Genomic DNA, 22,840 nt, shown 5'->3' on the forward strand with positions numbered 1-22,840 from the left:
ATGTTCAGTTGATGAAGACCAGTTATATTATCCTTTTGCTTGGCTTCTTGGTCATATCCGTCTCCCGTATCTCGGCGAAGGACTATTATATAGACCCGGCAAAAGGCAATGACCGGAACACCGGAACCCAACGGGCGAAACCCTGGAAGACCTTCGCGCCCGCGGGTGGAATCATGTTCAGGGCAGGTGACCGGTTGCGTATAGTTGCGCCGGGCCGTTTTGACCACAGCCTGATGCTGCGGGCAAGCGGGACCGCCGAAAAACCGGTGGTGGTTGACTTTGCTCCCGGACGCTATGATTTTTACGGCACCCATGCCTATAAAACCAGGTTACACATCACCAATACCAACGATGTACCTCATGGCCTGAAGGCTATTGCGCTGTATATCCATCAATCAAAACACGTCCTGATTAAGGCTGAAAATGCCAGGTTGGTCATGCATGGCAAGATGATAGAGACCTGTATCGACTATAGCGCAAATATTACCTTGCAGGGGATCAGATATGACTACCATACCCCTACAGTCTCGGAGTTTAAAGTGGCCAGTCTTCAGGCCAACCAGGCAGAACTGCTGATCAATCGTCATTCCGGCTACAGCATCGCAGACAGTGTTGTAATCTGGAAGGGAGAGGGCTGGCAGCACAAGAACGGCTGGTACTGGCAGGAATTTAACCCGGCCGATGGTTACCTGACCCGTACCAGTCTGTCAATGGACAAAGTCAGGTTTGCTGAGGCAGGCCAGACTGAGGACGGCACAAGGAAAATACGGGCCTATTTTCCTTCCAATCCAGGCTTTAAGCAAGGGTATATCTATCAGACAAGGGATGTGACCCGTGACTGCACGGGTATTTTCATGCAGCGGAGCAAAGACATCCTGCTGAAAAACATCCGCATCTACTTTATGCACGGAATGGGTATCGTCAGCCAGTATTGCGAGAACATCACCATGGACGGTGTTGTGGTCAAGCCGGATGAAAAGAAGGGCACGACCTGTGCGGCCTGGGCCGACATCCTGCATTTTGCGGGTTGCAGGGGCCAGATCGAGATCCGTAACAGTTATCTTTCTGCTGCAAATGACGATGCCGTCAATGTACATGGAGTGCACCTGAGGATCATGGGGCAGCCCGCACCTAATCAGCTGAAACTGCGTTTTATGCATGATCAGACCTATGGTTTTAATCCTTACGCACCCGGGGACAGCATTGCCCTGATCCGCGGCAGCAGTCTGCTGGCCTTTGGCGAAAATGTAGTGACCAGTTCAGAAATGCTGAACGACAGGGAAGTGTTGCTAACCCTGAAATCTGCCGTAACTGAAAACCTGAAGGCGGATGACGCTGTAGAGAATGTGACCTGGACACCGCGTTTATGGATCCACCATACGACCATCACCAGCATTCCGACCAGGGGAATACTGGCTACTACAAGACGTAAAGTAGTGATCGCTGACAACAGCTTTTTAAGGACCGCTTCACAGGCCGTGCTGGTGGAAGATGATGCACAAGGCTGGTACGAATCGGGACTGGTTAAGGATATGACCATCCGCAACAATCAGTTTATACGCTGTGGCGGACCGGTCATCTATATCCACCCTGAAAATAAACAGTACGAGGGACCGGTACATGAGAACATCCGGGTTACGGGAAACCACTTTGTGCTCGACGGTGGAAAAGCGCTGGTGGCCAGAAGTGTACGGGGGATTACGTTCAGCAACAACAGCTTACAAGTGGCCGACGGAAGCAGACCGGAAGCATTCAGTCAATATGAAAACTGCACAGCGGTAAAGGAGGAAAACAACCGATGAACATACACATTTTACAGCATGTCCCTTTTGAAGGGCCAGGTTATATCGTTGACTGGGCGGCCGCCAATGGCCATATCCTGACTTATACGTTGTTCTTTGAACCGGGGGCCATTCTTCCTGAGGTCAATACGATAGATGCGCTGATCATTATGGGCGGCCCGATGGACGTTTATGCAGAACACGAGTTTCCATGGCTCCACCAGGAAAAAGTATTCATCAAAGATTGTATGCTGGCAGGCAAAAAGATACTGGGTATCTGCCTGGGCGCACAACTTGCCGCCCTGTGTGCCGGTGCGAAGGTAAACCAGGCTGCGCATAAGGAGATCGGATGGTTCCCGGTACAGAAAACCGGTGATACCGACCAGTTGCCCTGGTTTTCGCGATTGTTTGAAGACCATCCTGTCGTGTTCCACTGGCATGGAGACCAGTTCGATATTCCCGGCGGTGGCTGCGAGCTGCTCCGGTCTGCAGCAAATACCCGGCAGGCCTTTCTTTATAATGGCCATGTGCTCGGGCTGCAGTTTCACCTGGAAGTGACCGAAGCCAGCCTGCAGCCGATGCTTGCACATTGCGGTCATGAGGTTGTAGAGGCACAGTATATCCAGTCGGAGCTGGAGATCCTGGAAGGCAGAAAATATGTACCCGAAGTGAACCGGTTAATGGCCGGTGTGCTGGAACATTTTTTAGGATAGTTTGTAATGAGCAACCGCTATTCGGATAAGGAATTTCTGTTAGGTTGCCGGGGTATTGTGTTGTAATGCAGGCCCTGCATCAAAAAAAGCTGGATTACTTAATTAATGCTGGTTTTCTATTTTTGAATAACCGCTTGAATTCTAGGTTAGATGGCAAGACTTTCGTTTTAAAATAGAAACACCATAGGGTTTCAAATTGAAAAAACGACATAAACAAAAACTGCCTCTGATTTTCATCAGGGGCAGCTTGTGTTCCCGAAGGGATTCGAACCCCCATCATCAGAACCGGAATCTGACATTCTATCCATTGAACTACGGAAACAGTTGCGCAAAGATAATACTTTACGGGTATAACCCAAACGTATCGTCATTATCTTACATTTCACTGCGCAACGCTTCCGCTGCAGCTTTGAGTAAAGGCGCACTCAGTCTTTGGGTAATATCAGGATTGATGTATTCGAAAAGGATCTTGCCTTTCTTGTCGAGTATAAAAACCGAGGGTACCGGAAGCAGCTTATCCACATTCAGACCTCCGGAGGCAGCGGGCAGAAACCCATCGTAGCTTTTTGGGCCCTTGAAGGCGATACCAAATTTTTTCGCTGCCTTCAGGTCGGCATCCGACAAAAGTGTGTAAGATAACTTATCCTTAGTCATTGTTTTAGTCAGGTTTTCCGGGCTATCTGTAGAGATGGCGATGATCTGGTAGCCGAGTTTGGTCAGTTCAGGTTCAATTTCCTGTAATCCTGAAAGCTGTTTATTACAGTACGGGCACCAGCCCCCGCGGTAAAATACAAGGATGGTCGGTGTCAGGGCAACAGCACGGTTTAGATCAAAGGCCTTTCCGGTAGATTTCTGCAGGCTCAGTAAGGGAATCTGTTCTCCGGGCAGTAGCGGACTGATATCCTCCGGTTTTAACGGCACGCCTGAGATCATCTTTACCGTATCCTGAAGAATACCGGAAGGTTGGTAGATCAGCGGATTTACATTTGTGAGATTGGCTGAAACGCTGGATGCCGACAGGCAGATTACGCTGATTGAGAAAGCAGCAGCAAGCTTTTTTAGTGATAAATGTAGTCTGTTAGAGATTTGCATGGCTTTTTATTCCCTTTGTCGCCAACTCCCGAATTTCCTTACAAAGAAGTTTAACTTTTTTTCAGGGCAGGTTTCCGCTATGTAATTTTTTTAAAAAAACTGTAAGGAAGCTGGCACTTCACCGACCAAGCCGGAAAAATCATTAAATTCATTAATGCAACTGAGCCCGACAGGAGAAGAAATGATCGAACAAAACAGGCTGGAGCCCCACAGCTGGGTAACCAGGTACGCAGATTACCTTTATGGCTATACCCTGATGCGGGTAAATGATGAAGAGCTTGCCAGGGATTTGGTGCAGGAAACCTTTCTGGCCGCTTTAGAACACAAGGATAAATTTGAAGCAAGAAGTAGTGAAAAAACCTGGTTGACAGCAATCCTGAAGAATAAGATCATCGATGTATACCGGGCAAAGTCATCCGGTTTCACCAGAAGTATCAGGATTACGGAGACGCAGGATGCGGATACGGATTTTTTTGATCGGCACAATGGTCATTGGAATGATCAGCACAGACCGGCGCGGTTAGGCATTGAGCAGCCGGATGCCCTCGAGAACAAAGAATTCGAGCGTATCCTGCAGGCCTGCATGAAAAAACTGCCGGCACTGTGGCTATCGGTATTCACCATGAAACATATAGATGAGGAAACAACCGAAAACATCTGCCGGGAACTCAAAGTCAGCTCATCGAATTTTTGGGTAATCATTCACCGGGCAAAAGTAAACCTCAGGTCCTGCCTGCAGAAAAACTGGATTTAAATGGAAAGGGATGGAAGAAATGGATAAACAGCAGCTCAGAAAAATTGCCTATAACTGTAAGAAAGCCACGTTTTTGATCGAAAAGCAGCAGCTTGCCAAAATCACCTTAAAGGAACAGCTGGAACTGAAGATCCACCTGGCAGGCTGTGCAATATGCGTAACCTTTATGCAGCAGAGTACAGTGATCAACCAGATGGCCAGAAAAATTCTTAATTCTTCAGCAGCAGGCCAGAAGCTGGACAGTAAGTTTAAAGAAGCGCTTCAACGCCGTATTGACGACAGCCTGGATAAAAATTAAAAACCGCCCGGATTCCGGGCGGTTTTTCGTTTTCTTTAGGTAGATACAGGGTTTAATATAGGTATTAGCTTATTTGGGCATCAAGACCGTGTCTACCACGTGGATGACACCGTTTTTCTGCATTACATCAGCGATGGTTACTGTGCTCATTCCGCCCTTCTCATCCTTCAGTACCAGTTTCTTGCCGTCCATCCAGGCCCAAAGCTTGCCACCTTCCACGGTAGTCAGCTCTGCTTTGCCACCTCCGGCCTTAATGGCTTTTGCGATGGTCTGAGCGTCCATTTTCCCGGCTACGACATGATAGGTCAGCACCTTGGTCAGCGTTGCCTTGTTTTCCGGTTTCAGTAAAGAATTGACCGTTCCTGCAGGCAATTTGTCAAAGGCAGCATTGGTCGGCGCAAATACCGTAAAAGGCCCTTTTCCTTTCAGGGTCTCCACAAGTCCGGCAGCTTTAACAGCGGCTACCAGTGTAGTATGGTCCTTGGAATTTACCGCATTGTCCACGATGTCCTTAGTCGCGTACATCGCTGCACCACCCACCATTGGGTTTTTTTGTGCGTAAACCTTTCCTGCACAAGTCATTGCAACTATTGCAACAACTGATAAAATAATTCTTTTCATAGTTAGTGTTTCTGAATTTGCAGACATTTACGCAAAAAGCCGTCAACCCGGATTTACTTAAACAAAAAAAGAATAGCTTTCCAATTCTGTTGAAGTGGAATCCATCCAGACACCGGGGCAGGATCAGTTACCTGAGCAGGTAATCAAACGCCTTACCGTCAAGCTTCTCCCGCAATCTTTCCAAAGCCCTGCATTTGATCTGACGCACGCCTTCTTTACTCATGTTTAAGTAAGTGGCGATCTCTTCCAGCCCCATCGGGGAAAGGCCAGAGAGCCCAAAATGCAATTCCAGCACCTTGCGCTCACGCGGCCTGAGATAAACCAGCAGCCGCCTAGCGTTGGTGCTCATGGACTCATTCATCATCTCCAGGTCCGCTTCGGGCGCATTGCTGTCAGCCAGGATGTCCTTCAGTGTGAACTCATTATCTTCTCCGGATTCTTTGTCGATGGAAACCGTGTGAGCCATCTCATACCTGGCTTCTCTGATTTTTTCAGCAGGTAAATCGAGCATTTCGGCCAGTTCTTCAACTGTCGGGGCACGCTCTAATTGCTGTTCCAACTGGGCGGTGACCGAGTGTACGCGGCTTAATTCGTTGACCTTATTTGCCGGGAGTCTGATCATCCGGCGTTTTTCAGTCAGGCTGTGCATAATGGCCTGCCTGATCCACCATACCGCAAAGGAAATAAATTTAAACCCTCTGGTCGCATCAAAACGTTCTGCGGCTTTGATGAGTCCGAGATTACCTTCACAGATCAGGTCTTCCAGCGACATGCCCTGGTTTTGATATCTTTTCGCGACCGAGACCACAAAGCGGAGATTGCCCTGCACAAGTTTATCGACCGCATTTTTATCACCCTTCTTAATCAGCGCACTCAGTCTGATCTCGTCGTCAACCGAGAGTAATGGAAGATGATTAATATCATTGAGATATTTTTCTAAAACTGTAGTCCTGTTGGTTATGGACTGTTCTATGACGATTGCCCGCATCGATTATTATTTCAGTTTCAACACAACTGTTAATTGCGCCAAATTTAATCCTGCGAAAACTCAAAAACTTGGACATTAGACAAAATCTGAAAAAAGTTTCAGCTGAACGGCGGAGGCCCGGCAGGGCAGTTTCTGCTGCAATCCGCGGGCTGGCATGAACTGTAGACCAAAAACGAAACCTGTCGCCGGGTATATTTTATTTCTTTATTAATGTCCAAGTTTTTTGAAAATCCGCCCATTATTTTCGCGGGTCAGTGATTTAGAATTTCACTGCAGACTACTTATTGCAACAATGTTAAACATAAATAAACTATGAATTTAAAATCAGCAAGAAGCATTTTCGTAGCACTGGCCATGATGGGGCCGTTCTTTGCCATAGCGCAAAGTGGTTACAAAATGCAACCTGTACAGATCCAAACGAGGTGGGCTAAACAAGTATCTCCTGAAAACGCGCTGAAGGAATACCCGAGGCCGCAACTGGCGCGCGAAAACTGGACAAACCTGAACGGCATGTGGGATTACGCCATCACCGGAAAAGACGCGGCCAAACCGGCAAACTTCAGCGGACAGATCCTGGTGCCTTACCCGGTGGAGTCCGCTTTGTCTGGCGTGAAGAAGATGCTGAAGCCTTCCGAGAACCTGTGGTACAGGAGGAAGATCTCTGTGACGCCGAAGAATGGCGAAAAAACCTTACTGCATTTCGGTGCGGTAGACTGGGAAGCTACGGTTTGGGTGAACGGTACGCTGGTGGGCAGCCATAAGGGTGGTTATACCGGCTTCTCTTTCGACATCACCCCGGCTTTAAAGGCTGGTGAGAATGAGGTGGTGGTGAAGGTTTACGACCCTACCGATCAGGGTTACGGTCCGCACGGCAAGCAGGTGAGCAACCCTGCCAATATTTACTATACGCCGACTTCGGGCATCTGGCAAACGGTTTGGATGGAAACGGTTCCACAAAGCTATATTTCAGGCCTGGTGATCACTCCGGATATCGATGAATCTGTGGTGAACATAACGGTGCAATCGGCCAGCAACGCAGCAGTGTCACTGGTGGTAGACGGAAAAACGGTGAAAGGTAAGACCAATGCGAACATCCCGGTGCCGGTAAAGGCTGCCAAACTCTGGTCGCCGGGCAATCCCTATTTATATGACTTTTCAGTAAGCCTTGGCAACGACAAGGTGAAATCCTATTTCGGCATGCGCAAGATCAGTGTGGCTAAGGACGCGAAAGGTGTAGACCGCATCATGCTGAACAATAAGCCCTACTTCAACCTTGGAACACTAGACCAGGGCTTCTGGCCGGACGGGCTGTATACTGCGCCGACCGACGAAGCCCTGGCTTTTGACATCAAGGCGATCAAGGCGATGGGCTTCAACACCATCCGCAAGCACATCAAAGTGGAGCCTGCAAGGTGGTATTACCATGCCGACAAACTGGGTATGCTGGTGTGGCAGGATATGGTGAACCCTAACCAGGGATTGCCTGAGGGCGCAAAAGAGGAGTTTGAAAAGGAAAGCAAAGAAATCCTGACGCAACTGCACAACGTGCCTTCTATCGTCACCTGGGTGCTGTTTAACGAGAAGTGGGGCCAGTACGACCAGGCACGTCTGAGCAAATGGATCAAGGAGACAGATCCGTCGAGGATCCTGAACGGGCACTCGGGCGAGTTGCTGTATGTAAACGAGCAACTGCGTTCACCATCACCGAATGCCTATGTAAACGCAGACATGACCGACGTACATGCCTATCCCGATCCGATGAATTCGCTGAAGCAGCCGGGCAAGGCGCAGGTCTGCGGTGAGTTTGGTGGTATCGGTGTGTTTATCCCCGACCACCAGTGGAATACTTCTGCTGCCTGGGGATACATCAACGAAAAACCGGCTGCCTTTAAAGCAAAATACAGCATCATGAACCAGCACCTGAAGTTTTTCGAGGCGGAAGGAATGAGCGGATCCATCTACACGCAGCCATTTGACGTGGAAGGGGAGCAGAACGGCATCATGACTTACGACAGGGAAGTGGTCAAGATTCCTTTTGCCGAGCTGCGTAAGATCCATGCTTCGCTGAACCCTGATGTGAATGCGAATGTACCGGCAGACGTGACTGCGACCGATGCAGATCTTACGGAACCTGCACAGGTGTATGCAAACGCGATCCAGGAGTATGTGAACGGCAAAAAGGATGCAGCGTTTCTGAAGCGTCTGACGATGATGGCCGGACAGACCAATGACCTGGCAGGGAAGGCAAGGTTTGGCGGTGAATACATTGCTTCGCTGAAGGAGCCTTATGCTGCAGAGGATGTTGCCTTCATTATGGGAATGACCAAGAAGGTTTCAGACAAGGGCTTTGCGGTGATGATGGAAAAAGCAAAGGGCGACCGCGCAGCTTATGTAAATGCCATGAACATCATCTTTGCCGATGTGATCCAATCTTTTGTGCCGACGCCAGATGCGAGGCCAAACTGGAACGAGGTAGCAGAGAAAGTAAAGCCATATGGCGCACCCGGTGAAGAGATGTTGCTTCGTGCAAAAACCATCCACACCATGAACCAGCAAAACTGGACAGATTTTGTAGGCGCTGCGGAAAGCTACCTGGCTAAATACTCCTCGTACATCCCCGCTAATGAAAAAGAACTTTTCCAGAATGCAATTAAGGAGCATAAGGTTGGCAACGTTGCGACTCCGCCAGTGGCTAAACCTGCTACTGCGGCCGCAACGCCTGTTCAGGATGTAAAAGCAACCGATGAAAAAGTGAAGGCCGAGCTGATCGACCCGGTGGTCAACAAGGCACGTGAGGCGGATACTACACCTGACTGGGCTGCACTGACCAAGACGGTAACTGCGAAATATGATGCGGTGACCGCTGATCGTAACGTGACGCGTGCAAAGTTGTTTTTCTACTACGGCAAGGATTGGAAAGCTTTTGCATCAGCGATCGTGAACTTCACGGAGAAATTTGAGGACAAGAACGATGTACAAACCATGCATACGAATGCCAAGTTTGTACTGGAGCACAGTGAAACCAAAGCTGAAGTAGAGAAGGCGTTGGCCTGGTCAAAATCGCTGGTTGAAAAGGAACCTTCCAATCAGGAGTTTAAGCAAACCAACGAACAACTGGTTGCCAAATTGGCCAACCTCAAATAAGATTTATCCTGGCCGAAGGGCAGTCTAAATAATAGGTTATAAAAGAGAAAGGGGCGGATGCCCCTTTTTTTATTATCAGATGTACCCATCAGGATCGATCCACACACTGTTACTTACTTCATTATACAGGCCTGAAAAAGCGATATACGCCTGAAAGGGTTTTCCAATACAGGCGGCATCCAGCCTGATGAAATCGCCGCAGTCGGCGCGGCGCGCCCCGCTCAGCTCAAACACTGCGTATGGACGGCCGCTGCTGTCAATTCCTTCAGGAAAATAGAGCAGCGCCATCATCCGATCGCCCAGATTCCGGTATTCCAGGCCTGGTTGCAAAGCCCAGGTAAACTCGACACCATTAGGTAGCAGCGTCAGCGCGGGTTGAAGCGCGGGAGGCAGCGAGCCTGAAGAAACCAGCACTTTTGGATAGTCCACTACGATACCAGGCAGGCCAGACTGTCCGTCAGCAGCAATCAGCGCATGTTTCTTATTATAGGAAACCGCCTCATTGTAGTAATTGCTTCCGCGTGTATGCCTGGCCTTGCCGGTAAAACCGGCGACCAGCATAGGTTTGATCAGCTTTAGGAAAGCCTGTATGACCTTCATCCCCTCGCAGCTGAGCAATTCTGCCGTTGTTAGCGGTTTCGTCCTGACGCCCACCGTCCTGGTAATGTTTTCCCCATTCAGCGTATAGCTGACGAGGTTGCCGATCCTGCCTTGAAAAAAGCCGAACGGCCCGCCGTTTAATTTTGCCATATCTTATTTACTTAAAATCTGAAGCAGGCCGTCACCAATGCCTCCCGCGGATCAAAATTCGGGAACACTTCATAAAACAACAGTGCATCCCGCCCCCGCGCTTTCTGAAGATGTGGTTCAGCAAGGGTAAACCTACCGCTGGCCCGTGGTTGACCTACCTAAGGGGTGGGTCAACCCTGCTTCAACCCTGGGTGAAAGGTGGGTAAAGGGTGGGTTAACTTTTTTTATCTGATTTGCTGGTATGGTATTGCCATACGAATTTGTTACCTTAGTAAAGGGAAAACATACGGCATCTTATGGCTGAATACAGCTTATATACCGATCAGGAACTGGTTGCTTTACTGAAGCAGGGAGATCATCCTGCATTCACGGAACTGTTTAACCGGTACTGGAACCGCTTGCTGGCCATTGCGTACAACCATACCAGGGACAAATCGGATGCGGAAGAGATCGTTCAGCAGGTCTTTATCAGTCTTTGGGATAAGCGGAACGAGATGGAGATCAGCCAGCCGGAGCGTTACCTGGCAACTGCCGTGAAGTTCACCGTATTCAATAATTATTACCGGAAACAAAAGCGTACGGCAGCACTGATCGGTCGGATGCCTTTCCAGGAAGCTTACGAAATCGAAGACGAGATACTGGCCAGGTTCCTGAAGGAGCAAATTGACAATATTGTAACCACACTGCCTGAAAAATGCCGGTTGGTATTTAAATATAGCCGGGAAGGGGGGATGAAGAACCGTGAGATCGCGGACGAAATGGGCATTTCGGAAAAAACTGTCGAGGCGCACCTGGGCAAGGCCCTAAAGGTAATCAAGGATAAACTGCCGGGCGGCGGTGCCATGATGGTGATCCTGGCAGAGCTGCTGGAAAAAAATAATAATTTTTTGCAAATGGACTAAGGGTAAAGCTGCCCGGGCGGGTACATCACAGTATAAGCGTTGATAAAATGGACCAGGAGCGGCTGAACGAACTGATAGATAAATACATACTTGGTACTGCAAGTCTGGCTGAGCAGCAGGAACTGCTGAGCTGGTACAATGGCAGGAATGAGGGCGATGTCATTTGGGAGTCGGTGAATGAAAATGAAGCCGAGCTTGTCAGGATGCGTATCCTGGACCGGATCAACGCGGCAACCCGGCCCCGGAAAAAGGTGTTTAGCCTGGTGCGTATCGCTGGTATTGCCGCTGCGGTGGCCACAATTGTTTTTGGGTTGTGGTTTTATAAAAGCAACTTCAGTACCCGTCATTCCGAGGATACGAGGAATCTCTTGAACACTGCCAATGACATTGGTCCTGGCAAGTACGGTGCGACGATTACATTGGCAAACGGGCAGGTGATCCAGTTGGACAGTGCGAAGAAGGGCGTGGTTGTGGGAGGTGCTGCGGGAAGCACTGGGCTGCTGTATGACGATGGGTCGTCATTGCGAGGAGGAACGACGAAGCAATCTCCTTTGCATGGTGAGATTGCTTCGGAAGCTGCGCAACCTCGCAATGACGTATTGGTGGCGACAACTGCAAAAGGCCAAACGTATACCTTTACACTACCCGATGGAACCAGGGTGTGGTTGAACGCCGATTCAAAACTGGAGTTTCCTGATCAATTTTCTGGAAAAGAGAGAAAAATATTGTTGCAAGGTGAAGCGTATTTTGCGGTGAAGCACAATGCTCAACAACCATTCAGGGTAGTAAGCAAAACACCGGATGGAAAGGCGCAGGTGGTGGAGGATATCGGTACGGAGTTTAACATCAATGCCTATGCAGACGAAAGCGTTGTGAAAACGACCTTAGTGGAGGGTGCGGCCCGCGTTATTCCGATCAACCTGGTCCGTCATTCCGACGACAGGAGGAATCTCTTGAATGGCAAGGACAAGGGATCTCTCGCTGCGCTCGAGATGACGGGTAGGGACGGAATCGTGCTTGCTCCTGATAAACAGGCTACATTCAGCGATGGAAAGCTTACCGTAAAAACTGTTGATGCAATGGCAGCCGTGGCATGGAAGGAAGGCCTGTTTGTATACAATGCCACACCACTGGAGGAGGTAATGCGGCAAATTGCCCGGTGGTATAACGTAGAAATACAATATGAAAAGGAAAGCCTGAAGAAAGTACCGATGGGGGGAGCGGTATCCAGATATGACAACGTGAGCCGCATACTGAAGACCCTGGAGAACACCGGCGCAGTGAAATTTAAACTGAAAGGAAGGAGCATTAACGTAAGCGAATGATAAACAATAATAAAGACCGGGCCTAACCAGCCCCGCTACAGGGTACTGATCATCCCTTAGTGACAGTCAACTGAACCATAAACCAAAAACTAACAAAATGAAAAGACATTTACGACAGCAAAGTTAGCAGAAACAGAAGGGGTGAGGAACAAAAGCCGAATGGTGCTACCAACACCATCCGGCAGGCGGGCCTAAGCAAACCCTAAAAACAATTTGTTGGAAAATTTCTCGATTAAACTTAAACCCAAAGTAAAAGTAATGAAAAAATCTGCTTTTAACTTGCGGCTGTCACAACCATGGCTGCCGCCCAAAATATTACTCATTATGAAATTGATTGTTGTCATAATGACCACCTGCCTGATGCAGGTAAGCGCGGCCGGATTTGCGCAGAAGATTACCTTCAGCAAAAAAGGCGCAACACTGGAACAGATCTTTACGGAGATCAGGAAGCAAACCGGCTATTACGTGGTATATGCCGAAAATAAAGTGGACAAGCAAGCCAGGCTTGACGTGAACTTCCGTAACACCGAACTGAAAAGCGTATTGGATGTGATCAGCAACAGCCAGGACTTGGAATACAGCTTTGATGAAAGGAACATTAGTCTGAAGCCGAAGGAGGAGTCTTTTGTGGACAGGATCGTGGCCCGATTTCAGAGCATTGATGTACGAGGTAAGGTGGTGGATTCGCTGGGGAATGGATTGGCAGGGGCGACGGTTAGTGTGAAAGGGGGGAAACAGAGTACGCAGACAGCGGCAAATGGTGATTTTTATTTGAAGAATGTGGATGAGGGGGCTGTGTTGATTGTCTCTTACTTGGGTTATGTTGCTAAAGAACAGTTAGTTAGTAAGGATTTCAGTTATATCCAATTACAATTAAGTACTTCTAAACTCGATGAAGTACAAATCATGGCTTATGGGTTAACATCTAAACGACTTAGTACTGGTAACATCACAACAATTAAAGCGGAAGATATAGCTAAACAGCCGGTTGATAATCCTTTATTAGCGCTAATGGGTAGGGTACCGAATTTGATGATTACGCCCCAGTCGGGTCGCCCGGGTGCTCCAATCAGTTTGCAATTGCGTGGGCAAAATAGTTTAAGTGCAACCTCACTAAAATCTGAGCCATTAATCGTAATAAATGGAGTTCCTTATGGCAATAATATAGTCGGGCAAAATAATCAGTTTGGTAATGCGAATATCAATGCTCTAAGTTTTATTAATCCGAATGACATAGAATCTATCGACGTCTTGGCAGACGCAGATGCGACATCGATATATGGAAGCAGGGGAGGTAATGGAGTCATACTAATTACTACAAAAGCGGGAAAGGCGGGAGCCATGAAAATCAACGCGAATATAAGTGCTGGATTTAGCGAAGTGCCTAAACGGTTGGATCTGTTGAATACCCAAGAGTATCTTGCCCTGAGAAAAGAGGCGTATAAAAACGACGGTCTTCCAATTCCAGATGCTACTTTACCTAGTAATCAAAAAAATGCAAATAATTATGATCTGACTCTATGGGATCAAAATCGTAATACGGATTGGCAGGAAGTTTTTCTATCAAGTTCAGCTCCTCGGCATACAGCCAATGCGAGTATTTCAGGAGGAAATTCGTCCGTGAGTTATCTTCTGAGTGGCAATTACTATGGCCAGGGAGATATTTTTGATAAAAATTACAGTGATAAAAAGGGAAATACCTCACTGGTTCTATCAGGTAATAGCTTGGATCAAAGACTTACGGCTTCAATGGGGCTTAACTATTCACTGAACGCACGAGCAAGTTCAAATTCCGACCTTACTATTTATGCAGTCGGACTTGCGCCAAATGCTCCATTATTATATCGGCCAGATGGTCAACTAAACTGGGAACCAAATCCTGGAAACGGAAGGGCATCCTGGGTAAATCCATACGCGATACTATTGAGAAAAAGTTTTCTGAGAAACAGTACAATTTATGCAAATGGTAGTATAAATTATAAAGTCCTTCCGCATTTAAGTTTGATAGCAACAGGTGGTTACACGGAAAACAGCATGAAAAGTTCTTACATCAACCCAATTTCTGCTCAGGACCCTTCGATAAATCCAACGGGAACAAATAGTCGGAATTTCAATCTGGTTAGATCCTGGACTTTTGATCCCCAAATTTCATTTAAGTCTGGACTTTTCGGAGGAAGCCTAGACGTCTTGGCTGGTTGGACTCTTCAAAAACAGAGTAGTGAGAGTACCTACCTTCAAGCATCCGGATATACTACAGATGCTTTGATAAATAATCTGGCTTCTGCGACATCATATTTTTCTAGAAATTTCAACAGTTACTATCAATACACAGGAATATTTTCCAGGCTAAATTACAACTATCAAAATCGGTACATCATAAACTTAAGTGCCCGACGAGATGGAAGCAGCCGATTTGGCCCTGGTCGTCAATTTGGAAATTTTGGGGCTGGGTCTGCAGCCTGGATTTTTTCAGAAGAGGGTTTTTTTAAGAACAAAGTTAGTTTTATCAGTTTTGGTAAAATTCGGGGGAGCTATGGGACAAGTGGGAACGATGGGATACCTGACTATGGCTTTTTGGAACTTTATTCGACTGTCGACTTATCCTCCTATCAAGGTTTAAAACCAATACTTAGTAGGGGAGCAACAAATCCTGACTTTGGGTGGGAGAGTGTAAAAAAGGCTGAAATAGCTATTGAACTAGGCCTTTTTAACGATCGACTATTTATTTCTCCAGCCTTATGGCGTAGTCGTTCTTCAAATCAATTGGGACTTTATTTCTTGCCTTTTACTGCGGGCAATAGCTCTGTAACGATAAATCAAACTGCCAAAATCCAAAATTCTGGAGCGGATTTTACTTTCAGAGCAACTCTTATAAAAACTAAAAGCTGGAATTGGTCGATGTCAGGTAATTTTGGGTACCAGAGGAATAAATTGTTGTCATTCCCGGAAGGTTTTGCCACTTTGCCTGATATTTATCGTACCCCCACTGATGCCTTAGGAAAACAGTTTTACGGCATTGTCCGTGCTTATGAGTATAAAGGGATCAATCCTAACACAGGTCTGTATGAGTTCACCTCTTTTCCTGAAGGCGGAGCAGATCCCTATGCTAACTTTGTCAATGTACTTCCAAAATATACAGGTGCATTGACGAATGAATACCAGATTGGAAATTTTAATATTTCTGTTTTTCTTCAATTTGCGAAGAGGCTCGCTCAAAATTATTTGAACAACTATATATCTCCCGGAAGGTTTACGTCTAGTACAGCGGAGGGAAATTTGCCAAAAGTTTTTCTGAATAGGTATGTAAACCCGAGTAAGACTGGCGTTGTGCAAAAAGTAAGTACTGGATTCCCCGAATCTCTGGCTTTTATGAGGTCAAGTGATGCCAATTGGGTAGATGCTTCTTTTATCAGAGTGAGGAATATCTCGTTTGGATATTCTTTTCCTGACCGATTGATTAAGTCTATGAAAATGAATAGTGTACGCGTTCATGTTGACGCCCAAAATGTTTTCAATGTTACTGAATATGATGGGTTTGACCCGGAAGTACAGGGGTTAGTGCTACCCATGCTAAGAACCTATACACTAGGGATTCAAATTGGTTTATAAAGATAAATATTATGAAGAATTTAAAATATATAGTAACTTTCTATGTTGTCGTTAGTAGCATTAACATTGGCTGCAAGAAATTCATTGAAGCAAAACTTCCAGTAGATCAAATATCCGGCCCTTTTGTTTTTCAATCAAAACAAAGTGCAGTTTTGGCGCTAACGGGCATTTACGCGGGTATGGCAGGAGCAGGAGCAAATCCAAGCTTCAATGATTTTGCTGTTGGCGAGCGTGGCATCTCAATAAAAGCAGGACTTTGGGCTGATGAATTGATTCATAGTTCACCATTTCAAGAGGACTATGTGAACCGATTTGAAGATAATACCGGTGTCGGCATTTGGACAGATTGTTATAAGTCTATAATATACAATGCTAATTCTGTCATCGATGGTACGTCCCGCTCAAATGCTTTGACAGATGCCGATAAAAGCATTCTTATCGGAGAAGCAAAATTCATACGGGCAATGGCCTATTTTTATCTGGTTAATTTTTTTGGTGACATTCCGCTTGTTTTAACGACTGATTTACAATCGAATTCCTCGATAGCCAGAACTTCAACCAATCAAGTTTATGATCAGATTATACTTGATCTGAAGGATGCACAAGGTAACCTGAAAGACAGTTATTTATCCTCTGACCTTTACACACAAACAAATGAACGCGTTCGGCCTAATCGATTTACTGCTACAGCATTATTGTCCAGGGTTTATTTGTTCAAAAAGGAGTGGAGAAATGCATTGGATGAATCAGCTAAAATTATAAATAATTTAACCGCATACGGGTTGACAGATTTGAATGAAGTTTTTGTAAAAAACAGTAGGGAAGCCATATGGCAATTGCAGACGAACGCTCTTGGACTGGACGGATTGAATACACCGGATGGGCGTGTTTTTCTAGATGTCGCATCGCAACATAGTTTAAGTGAATTTTTATTGTCAAAGTTTGAACCCAATGACAAAAGACGATCTAACTGGGTGACAAGTATGAATGGTCAGTATGTGCCGTTTAAATACAAGAAAGGGCGTAAAACGGATTCAGATCCTCAACTACAGTCAGAAGAATATACTATGGTATTTCGGCTAAGCGAACAATACTTGATCAGATCAGAGGCGGAGGCTCAACTAGGGTTGCTTTCAGATTCAAGAGCAGATCTAAACGTGATACGTGAACGGGCAGGATTACAGGCTGTAACTACAAATATACAATCTGAAATACTCGATGCTATTCTTAGAGAGAGACAGGTGGAATTATTCACCGAATGGGGGCACAGATGGCTTGATTTGAAAAGGACAGAAAAACTTGATGAGGTAATGTCGGTTCTTACACCTAAGAAAGGAGGTACCTGGAATTCGTATAAAGCGCTCCTTCCAATTCCATATGATGAGATCAAGTTGAATCCACTTCTTAGAGGACACCAAAATCCAGGATACCCTGAACAGCGCTAAATTTTTTAGGAAGCGTAACAATTACGCTTCCTGATTTTTTCCATAAAAATAACACGAAATGAAAGCGATCAAAATAAAGCTTCTTGCGATAGCTTTGACTTTAATTTTTAAACATGTCAGCCATGGCCAGAAATATCAGAAGCCAGCTATTAATAATGAAACTTATAAGACATGGCAAAGTTGTACTGGGGCATACGGTATATCTAATGACGGCAAATACGTTTGGTACGAAATATCTGGAGCATTAAATACAGAAGGAACTTTATTTGACAAACGGTCTTTAGTGCTTCAGTCTGTGACGAAAGGTAAAGATGTTAAGTTCAACATCTCAGGACCAGTAAACCATCCTTTATTTTCTGAAGATAACAAAGAATTTATAACGCTCGCTTTAAATGATTCCCTGGTTATCATTAACCTGAAAAGTAAAGAATCGAGAATAGTCCCAAACGTCTATATATTTGATCTCTGCGAAACTGGAGGATCAAAATATCTAATTACGAAACAACCCAATAAGATTTGTGTTCAAGAATTAAAAACTGGGAACCTTAAGGAATACAACGGCTATTCAGAGTATGTTTTAGATAAGAGACGCAATTTCCTGTATTTACAAGGTAATGAAGTGCTACGGCATATTTCTTTGACAGAAAAAACGGATAAAACAATTTTTAATGGTAACTATAAGCAAGTCACACTCAATGAAAAAAATGGCATGTTAGCGTTTTATGGTTCCCCTAACCAAAGTTTGAGTTTGCATACCTACGACCCAACTACTGGAATTGTGAATCGTCTTCGGCTTTCTTCAATTGAAAATAAACGATATAAATTGAAAGAGGAGTCTTTGAATTTTACAAGGAACGGTCGCTATTTAATTTTTTCAGTATTGAGAGAGGTATTAGTTCCTGAAAAAGGAGATTTAATTAGCAGAAATGTAGAGGTTTGGCATTATAGAGATCGTCCTATTTTTCCTGCGCTGATTGTGCAGAGTGAAGGCAAACGGGAATGGATTAGGTGTGCTTATGATCTAATCTCAAATGAAGCTTTTCAGGTTGAAGACGATACTTTCAAACTTCAGGGTTTTGGGGGTAATATTGAAGACGATTATATTTTATTGGCAAATGAAACATCACAAAAAGACATCTATTGGGATGATTCCCAAATTCCTTCTACAAAATTGTTTTCTTTAAGCAAGAGAGGTTTTGTTGAAACATTTTTACCATCAAAAGCTGTTATGCGTAGCAGATATTTGTTATCTCCTACATCCAAATTTGTCTTGTGGTGTGATACAGCAGAAAAAGCGGTATATAGTTATGAAGTGGCAACACAAATAAAACGGAAGTTAAGTGATAATGCAATTTCCGGATTTGATAAAAACAAGTTTTCAAAATACATTGGCTTTCCGCTTTGGGGAAGAAACGATATGTTTTTTCTATGGAATGATGGATTTGACATTTGGAAGATTGATCCAATGGCCCTCTCACCTGTTGTCTGTGTCACCAAAGGTTTTGGTAAAAGGAACAATATAAAGATTGGGATTGTTTCAGATAAGGAAGGTTATAGATTTCCCAGTGATACATTGTTAGTATCAGGTATTAATCAGAGTACAAAATGGAATGGGTTTTTACAAATTATATTAGGCACAACTGCCAAACTAAAAATTACTGAATTTAGTCCATCATGGATTTATTTTACAAATTCTGCGATCAACAATATTCCCTTAAAGGCTAAAAAGGCAGAGACTTACGTAATGCTAAGACAAACTGCGGATAGCTCACCGAATATCGTAGTGAGTGACGATTTTAAAAGCTACCGTCGGATATCTAATATTTACCCTGAAAAAGCTTATAATTGGTTATCTTCTGAGTTGGTCAAATGGGAAAGGAATCCGGGGGATACTATTCATGGAATTTTATACAAACCAGAGAATTTCGATGCTTCAAAAAAGTATCCGATAATATTTCATTATTACCAATTGAAGAGTGACGAATTGTTCCAGTTTCATTATCCGGTATTATCTGGAGGGGCATTAGAGATACCTTGGTATGTTAGCAATGGGTATCTAGTATTTGTTCCTGATATTCCGCCAACAATAGGACCGTCAAGAGGCTCATTACTGATCAAGACTATCGAATCTGCTGCAAACTACCTTACTCATCACTTCTCTTTTATAGATCCGCTAAGGATGGGCTTGCAGGGACATAGTTTTGGGGGTTGGGAAACAAATTATATAGTAACACACTCAAATCTTTTTGCAGCTGCAAACCCAAGTGCGAGTATTTCAAATCTGACCAGTCTTTACGGAGGATTAGCATTCGGAAATAATACGTTAACTAATATGATGGAAGAGGGACAATCTAATTTAGGTATTTCTTTAGCTGACGGGAAAGGCGCTTACGTCGAGAATTCTCCGCTCTTTGCTATAAAATCTGTAACTACCCCGATTTTGTTAATGCATGCTGAAGAGGATCGTTCGGTACCTTTTGCCCAGGCACAAGAAATGTTTATTTCTTTAAGAAGACACAAGAAAAAGGTATGGTTGCTGAATTATAAAAAGGAACATCATGTATTGAATAGTCCCGAAAATAGATTGGATTTCACAATACGTCAGCAGCAGTTCTTCGATCACTATCTCAAAGGAAAGCCCGCTCCATTGTGGATGGTCGAAGGCATTGCGCCTAAATATCAAAATATTAAATCTGGTTTGCAGCTTGACTCTTTGAATCGCACGCCATAATTAGAAACAACTAACAACAACATAAAACAATACAAATGAAAACACTAAAAACAGTGCTTCTGGCGATAGCTTTGCCCTTGATTTTCCAAAATGGAATTAAGGCTCAGCAAATCTGGAAGCCTCAGCCTAACTTAATACAAACCAGGTGGGCCAAACAAGTAAAGCCGGAAATGGCATTACTAGAGTATCCCAGACCACAAATGGAGCGTAAGAATTGGCAAAATCTTAATGGCCTATGGGATTATCTAATTACGAAGAAGGATGCAAATATTCCATCTGACTACCAAGGAAAAATCTTGGTTCCCTTTCCGATTGAATCTTCACTTTCAGGAGTGAAAGGAGAATTAAAACCTGAACAAAACTTATGGTATAGGACTAAAATAATAACAAACGTTAAACAAGGCGAGCGGACATTGCTTCATTTTGGAGCAGTGGACTGGCAGGCCACTGTTTACCTGAATGGAAAAGAGATAGGGGGGCACACTGGTGGATATACGTCTTTTAGTTTTGATATTACTGACCATCTAGAAGCCGGGAGCAATGAACTTGTGGTTAAAGTGTACGATCCGACCGATAAGGGAATAGGGCCTCACGGGAAGCAGGTACTCAATCCAGGTAGCATCTTTTACACTCCAAGTAGCGGTATCTGGCAGACGGTGTGGCTGGAGACAGTGCCGGAGGTATATGTGAAAGGACTGAAGGTTATCCCTGATGTTGATAGAGGGGTGGTAGAAATTGCCGTGAAGGGGAAAGGCAAAGCGGTGGTAAATGTGCCCGGGTGTAGCGAGTGCGGAATCCTGAAACAAGTTCAGGATGACGAAGGTAGCAGCATAACGTTGAAAGTGCCCAATGCAAAACTTTGGAGCCCTGACGATCCTTTCTTGTATGACTTGGAGGTAACCTTGGGTAAAGATAAGGTGAAATCCTATTTCGGTATGCGTAAGATCAGCATTGGTAAAGATGAAAAAGGCATAGACAGGATCATGCTGAACAACAAACCCTACTTCAATCTGGGAACATTGGATCAGGGATTTTGGCCGGATGGTTTGTACACTGCACCAACTGACGAAGCACTGGCTTTCGACATCAAAGCCATTAAGGCAATGGGTTTCAATACCATCAGGAAGCACATCAAAGTTGAGCCGGCTAGATGGTATTACCACGCAGATAAACTGGGTATGCTGGTTTGGCAGGATATGGTTAATCCAAACCAATCGTTGCAAGAAGGATCGAAACAGGTATTTGAGGCACAGAACAAAGAAACCATTGAACAGCTTTATAATTATCCGAGTATTACCACATGGGTACTGTTTAATGAAAAATGGGGTCAGTACGACCAGGCCAGGCTTACCAAAGAAATAAAAACTATGGACGACACAAGGCTGGTTAATGGACATAGCGGTGAATACCTTTATGTCAATAACCAGCTCCGCTCACCAAGCCCGGATGCTTATGTCAATGCGGATATGACTGATGTGCACAGTTATCCAAACCCTATGGTCTCGGAAAAGCAGGCAGGTAAAGCACAGGTGCTGGGTGAATTTGGCGGCATTGGTGTACCGATTGAAAATCATCTTTGGGATGACACCAAAGCTGGTTGGGGTTATGACGGAATCGTTACCCCTCAAAAAATGAAGGAACAATATTCCATGATGATAGATTCTTTGGTAAAGCTAAAGGCACAAGGACTGAGCGGCTCTATTTACACCCAACCTTTTGATGTGGAAACTGAGCAGAATGGGTTGATGACCTATGATAGAGAGATCATTAAACTTAGTGCAGAAGAGCTACGTAACATCCATGCAAAATTACAGCATGCAACTAAGAATTATAAAGATGCAACGAGAGGCTTTAGCGCTGAAGTGCCAAGTATGGACGTCAAGAATTATCAGGAACGCGTTGCTGAATATAGGGCTGGAAAAAAAGATAAGGAGTTTTTGAGAAGTCTGGCTTTAATGGCTGTTGCGCAAAGGGACCAAGAGACAGCGAAAACTATTGCAAAAGAATATATTATTGGTTTAGACAATCCATTTACGGAGGCGAATTTGAAGTTTATTCTTGCTTTTACCGTTTCTGAAAGAAATCCCGGATATCGGATTATTATGGATAACCTTGATAAAATAAAGGCTGTGCCAGGATCAAAAAGTGCGTTAAGGTTCGCACAGAAAATGATATTTAAAAATGAGGTGTCGGAGATATTGACAGAAAATCCGGACTGGTTGGCCGTAGATGCCATACTTAAAAAATATCCAATGTTGGATGGTGAACTAATTGATGGATCGGCAGTAATTAGGTATCTGAATGCAGTGGGAGCAAAGCAAAAGAACGCGATTAAGAACTTGATAACAGCAGCTATACGATACGATAGCAAATACACCGGAGGAGCTTATAATGATTGGGCATGGGTATTATTTGAAAGTACAAATGATAAAAAGGAACTGGAGAAAGCTCTAGAGTGGAGTGGAAAAGCCCTCGAAAATAATCCAAATAAGGCACCTGAAATAGATACTTATGCTAATCTTTTACATAAACTTGGCAGAACAAAAGAAGCTATAGAATGGGAGAAAAAGGCGTTGGATATTGATCCTCATAATCCTGAGTTCAGGAGTACTTTGGAAAAAATGGAAAAGGGAATTGCTACCTGGCCAAACACTAATAACTAACTTTTAAATTAATAAAAATGAAAA

The 22,840-nt window shown here is 44.8% G+C and carries 15 protein-coding genes and 1 tRNA gene; 11 read left to right on the forward strand and 5 right to left on the reverse strand.

Features of this window, described 5'->3' with window-relative positions; translation table 11 throughout:
• The first annotated feature begins 11 nt into the window (after positions 1–11).
• Together P2W84_RS05605 and P2W84_RS05610 are read left to right on the forward strand one after the other, a co-directional pair.
• A complete protein-coding gene (locus P2W84_RS05605; RefSeq protein WP_276089136.1) occupies positions 12–1,802 on the forward strand; it encodes a right-handed parallel beta-helix repeat-containing protein in 1,791 nt (596 codons plus the stop codon).
• Entirely contained in the window at positions 1,799–2,494 is a 696-nt protein-coding gene (locus P2W84_RS05610) for a type 1 glutamine amidotransferase (protein WP_276089137.1), read from the forward strand. Before P2W84_RS05605 ends, P2W84_RS05610 begins: the two co-directional genes overlap by 4 nt.
• A 250-nt stretch (positions 2,495–2,744) precedes the next feature.
• On the opposite strand, the gene P2W84_RS05615 is transcribed toward P2W84_RS05610, so the two are convergent.
• Together P2W84_RS05615 and P2W84_RS05620 are read right to left on the reverse strand one after the other, a co-directional pair.
• Positions 2,745–2,816 (reverse strand) — tRNA-Arg (locus P2W84_RS05615).
• 53 nt (positions 2,817–2,869) lie between these two features.
• Complete coding sequence (locus tag P2W84_RS05620; protein ID WP_276089138.1) at positions 2,870–3,586, reverse strand: peroxiredoxin family protein; 717 nt, start codon at positions 3,584–3,586, stop codon at positions 2,870–2,872.
• 154 nt (positions 3,587–3,740) lie between these two features.
• On the opposite strand from P2W84_RS05620, the gene P2W84_RS05625 reads away from it, so the two are divergent.
• Together P2W84_RS05625 and P2W84_RS05630 are read left to right on the forward strand one after the other, a co-directional pair.
• Positions 3,741–4,340, forward strand: a complete 600-nt coding sequence (locus P2W84_RS05625; RefSeq protein WP_276089139.1) for a sigma-70 family RNA polymerase sigma factor — start codon at positions 3,741–3,743, stop codon at positions 4,338–4,340.
• 10 nt (positions 4,341–4,350) lie between these two features.
• The gene (locus tag P2W84_RS05630; RefSeq protein ID WP_276089140.1) at positions 4,351–4,638 is read left to right on the forward strand and encodes a hypothetical protein; all 288 of its coding nucleotides are present in this window, start codon (positions 4,351–4,353) and stop codon (positions 4,636–4,638) included.
• A 69-nt stretch (positions 4,639–4,707) separates the two neighbouring features.
• Here the strand turns inward: P2W84_RS05630 and P2W84_RS05635 are convergent, their stop codons facing one another.
• Positions 4,708–5,259, reverse strand: coding sequence for a fasciclin domain-containing protein (locus P2W84_RS05635; protein WP_276089141.1), 552 nt, complete (start codon positions 5,257–5,259; stop codon positions 4,708–4,710).
• Positions 5,260–5,386: 127 nt separating this feature from the next.
• On the reverse strand, positions 5,387–6,247 hold the full coding sequence (locus tag P2W84_RS05640; RefSeq protein ID WP_276089142.1) for an RNA polymerase sigma factor RpoD/SigA: 861 nt from the start codon (positions 6,245–6,247) through the stop codon (positions 5,387–5,389).
• Positions 6,248–6,559: 312 nt separating this feature from the next.
• Between P2W84_RS05640 and P2W84_RS05645 the strand changes: the two genes are divergently transcribed.
• Entirely contained in the window at positions 6,560–9,391 is a 2,832-nt protein-coding gene (locus tag P2W84_RS05645) for a sugar-binding domain-containing protein (RefSeq protein WP_276089143.1), read from the forward strand.
• A gap of 75 nt (positions 9,392–9,466) precedes the next feature.
• Here P2W84_RS05645 and P2W84_RS05650 read toward each other — a convergent pair whose 3' ends face one another.
• Positions 9,467–10,141, reverse strand: a complete 675-nt coding sequence (locus tag P2W84_RS05650) for a DUF6266 family protein (RefSeq protein ID WP_276089144.1) — start codon at positions 10,139–10,141, stop codon at positions 9,467–9,469.
• 296 nt (positions 10,142–10,437) lie between these two features.
• Between P2W84_RS05650 and P2W84_RS05655 the strand changes: the two genes are divergently transcribed.
• From P2W84_RS05655 to P2W84_RS05680, 6 genes are all read left to right on the forward strand, one after another.
• Complete coding sequence (locus tag P2W84_RS05655; protein ID WP_276089145.1) at positions 10,438–11,043, forward strand: RNA polymerase sigma-70 factor; 606 nt, start codon at positions 10,438–10,440, stop codon at positions 11,041–11,043.
• A 47-nt stretch (positions 11,044–11,090) separates the two neighbouring features.
• A complete protein-coding gene (locus tag P2W84_RS05660; protein WP_276089146.1) occupies positions 11,091–12,368 on the forward strand; it encodes a FecR domain-containing protein in 1,278 nt (425 codons plus the stop codon).
• A gap of 258 nt (positions 12,369–12,626) precedes the next feature.
• Positions 12,627–15,977: a SusC/RagA family TonB-linked outer membrane protein gene (locus tag P2W84_RS05665; protein ID WP_276089147.1), complete on the forward strand. Its 3,351-nt coding sequence runs from the start codon at positions 12,627–12,629 to the stop codon at positions 15,975–15,977.
• Between the two features lie 11 nt (positions 15,978–15,988).
• Complete coding sequence (locus P2W84_RS05670; protein ID WP_276089148.1) at positions 15,989–17,422, forward strand: RagB/SusD family nutrient uptake outer membrane protein; 1,434 nt, start codon at positions 15,989–15,991, stop codon at positions 17,420–17,422.
• Between the two features lie 58 nt (positions 17,423–17,480).
• The gene (locus P2W84_RS05675) at positions 17,481–20,153 is read left to right on the forward strand and encodes a prolyl oligopeptidase family serine peptidase (protein WP_276089149.1); all 2,673 of its coding nucleotides are present in this window, start codon (positions 17,481–17,483) and stop codon (positions 20,151–20,153) included.
• 35 nt (positions 20,154–20,188) lie between these two features.
• Complete coding sequence (locus P2W84_RS05680; protein ID WP_276089150.1) at positions 20,189–22,816, forward strand: sugar-binding domain-containing protein; 2,628 nt, start codon at positions 20,189–20,191, stop codon at positions 22,814–22,816.
• Positions 22,817–22,840: the final 24 nt, after the last annotated feature.

The organism is Pedobacter sp. JY14-1, assembly GCF_029269825.1.
In the GTDB taxonomy this organism is placed as follows: Bacteria; Bacteroidota; Bacteroidia; order Sphingobacteriales; family Sphingobacteriaceae; genus Pedobacter.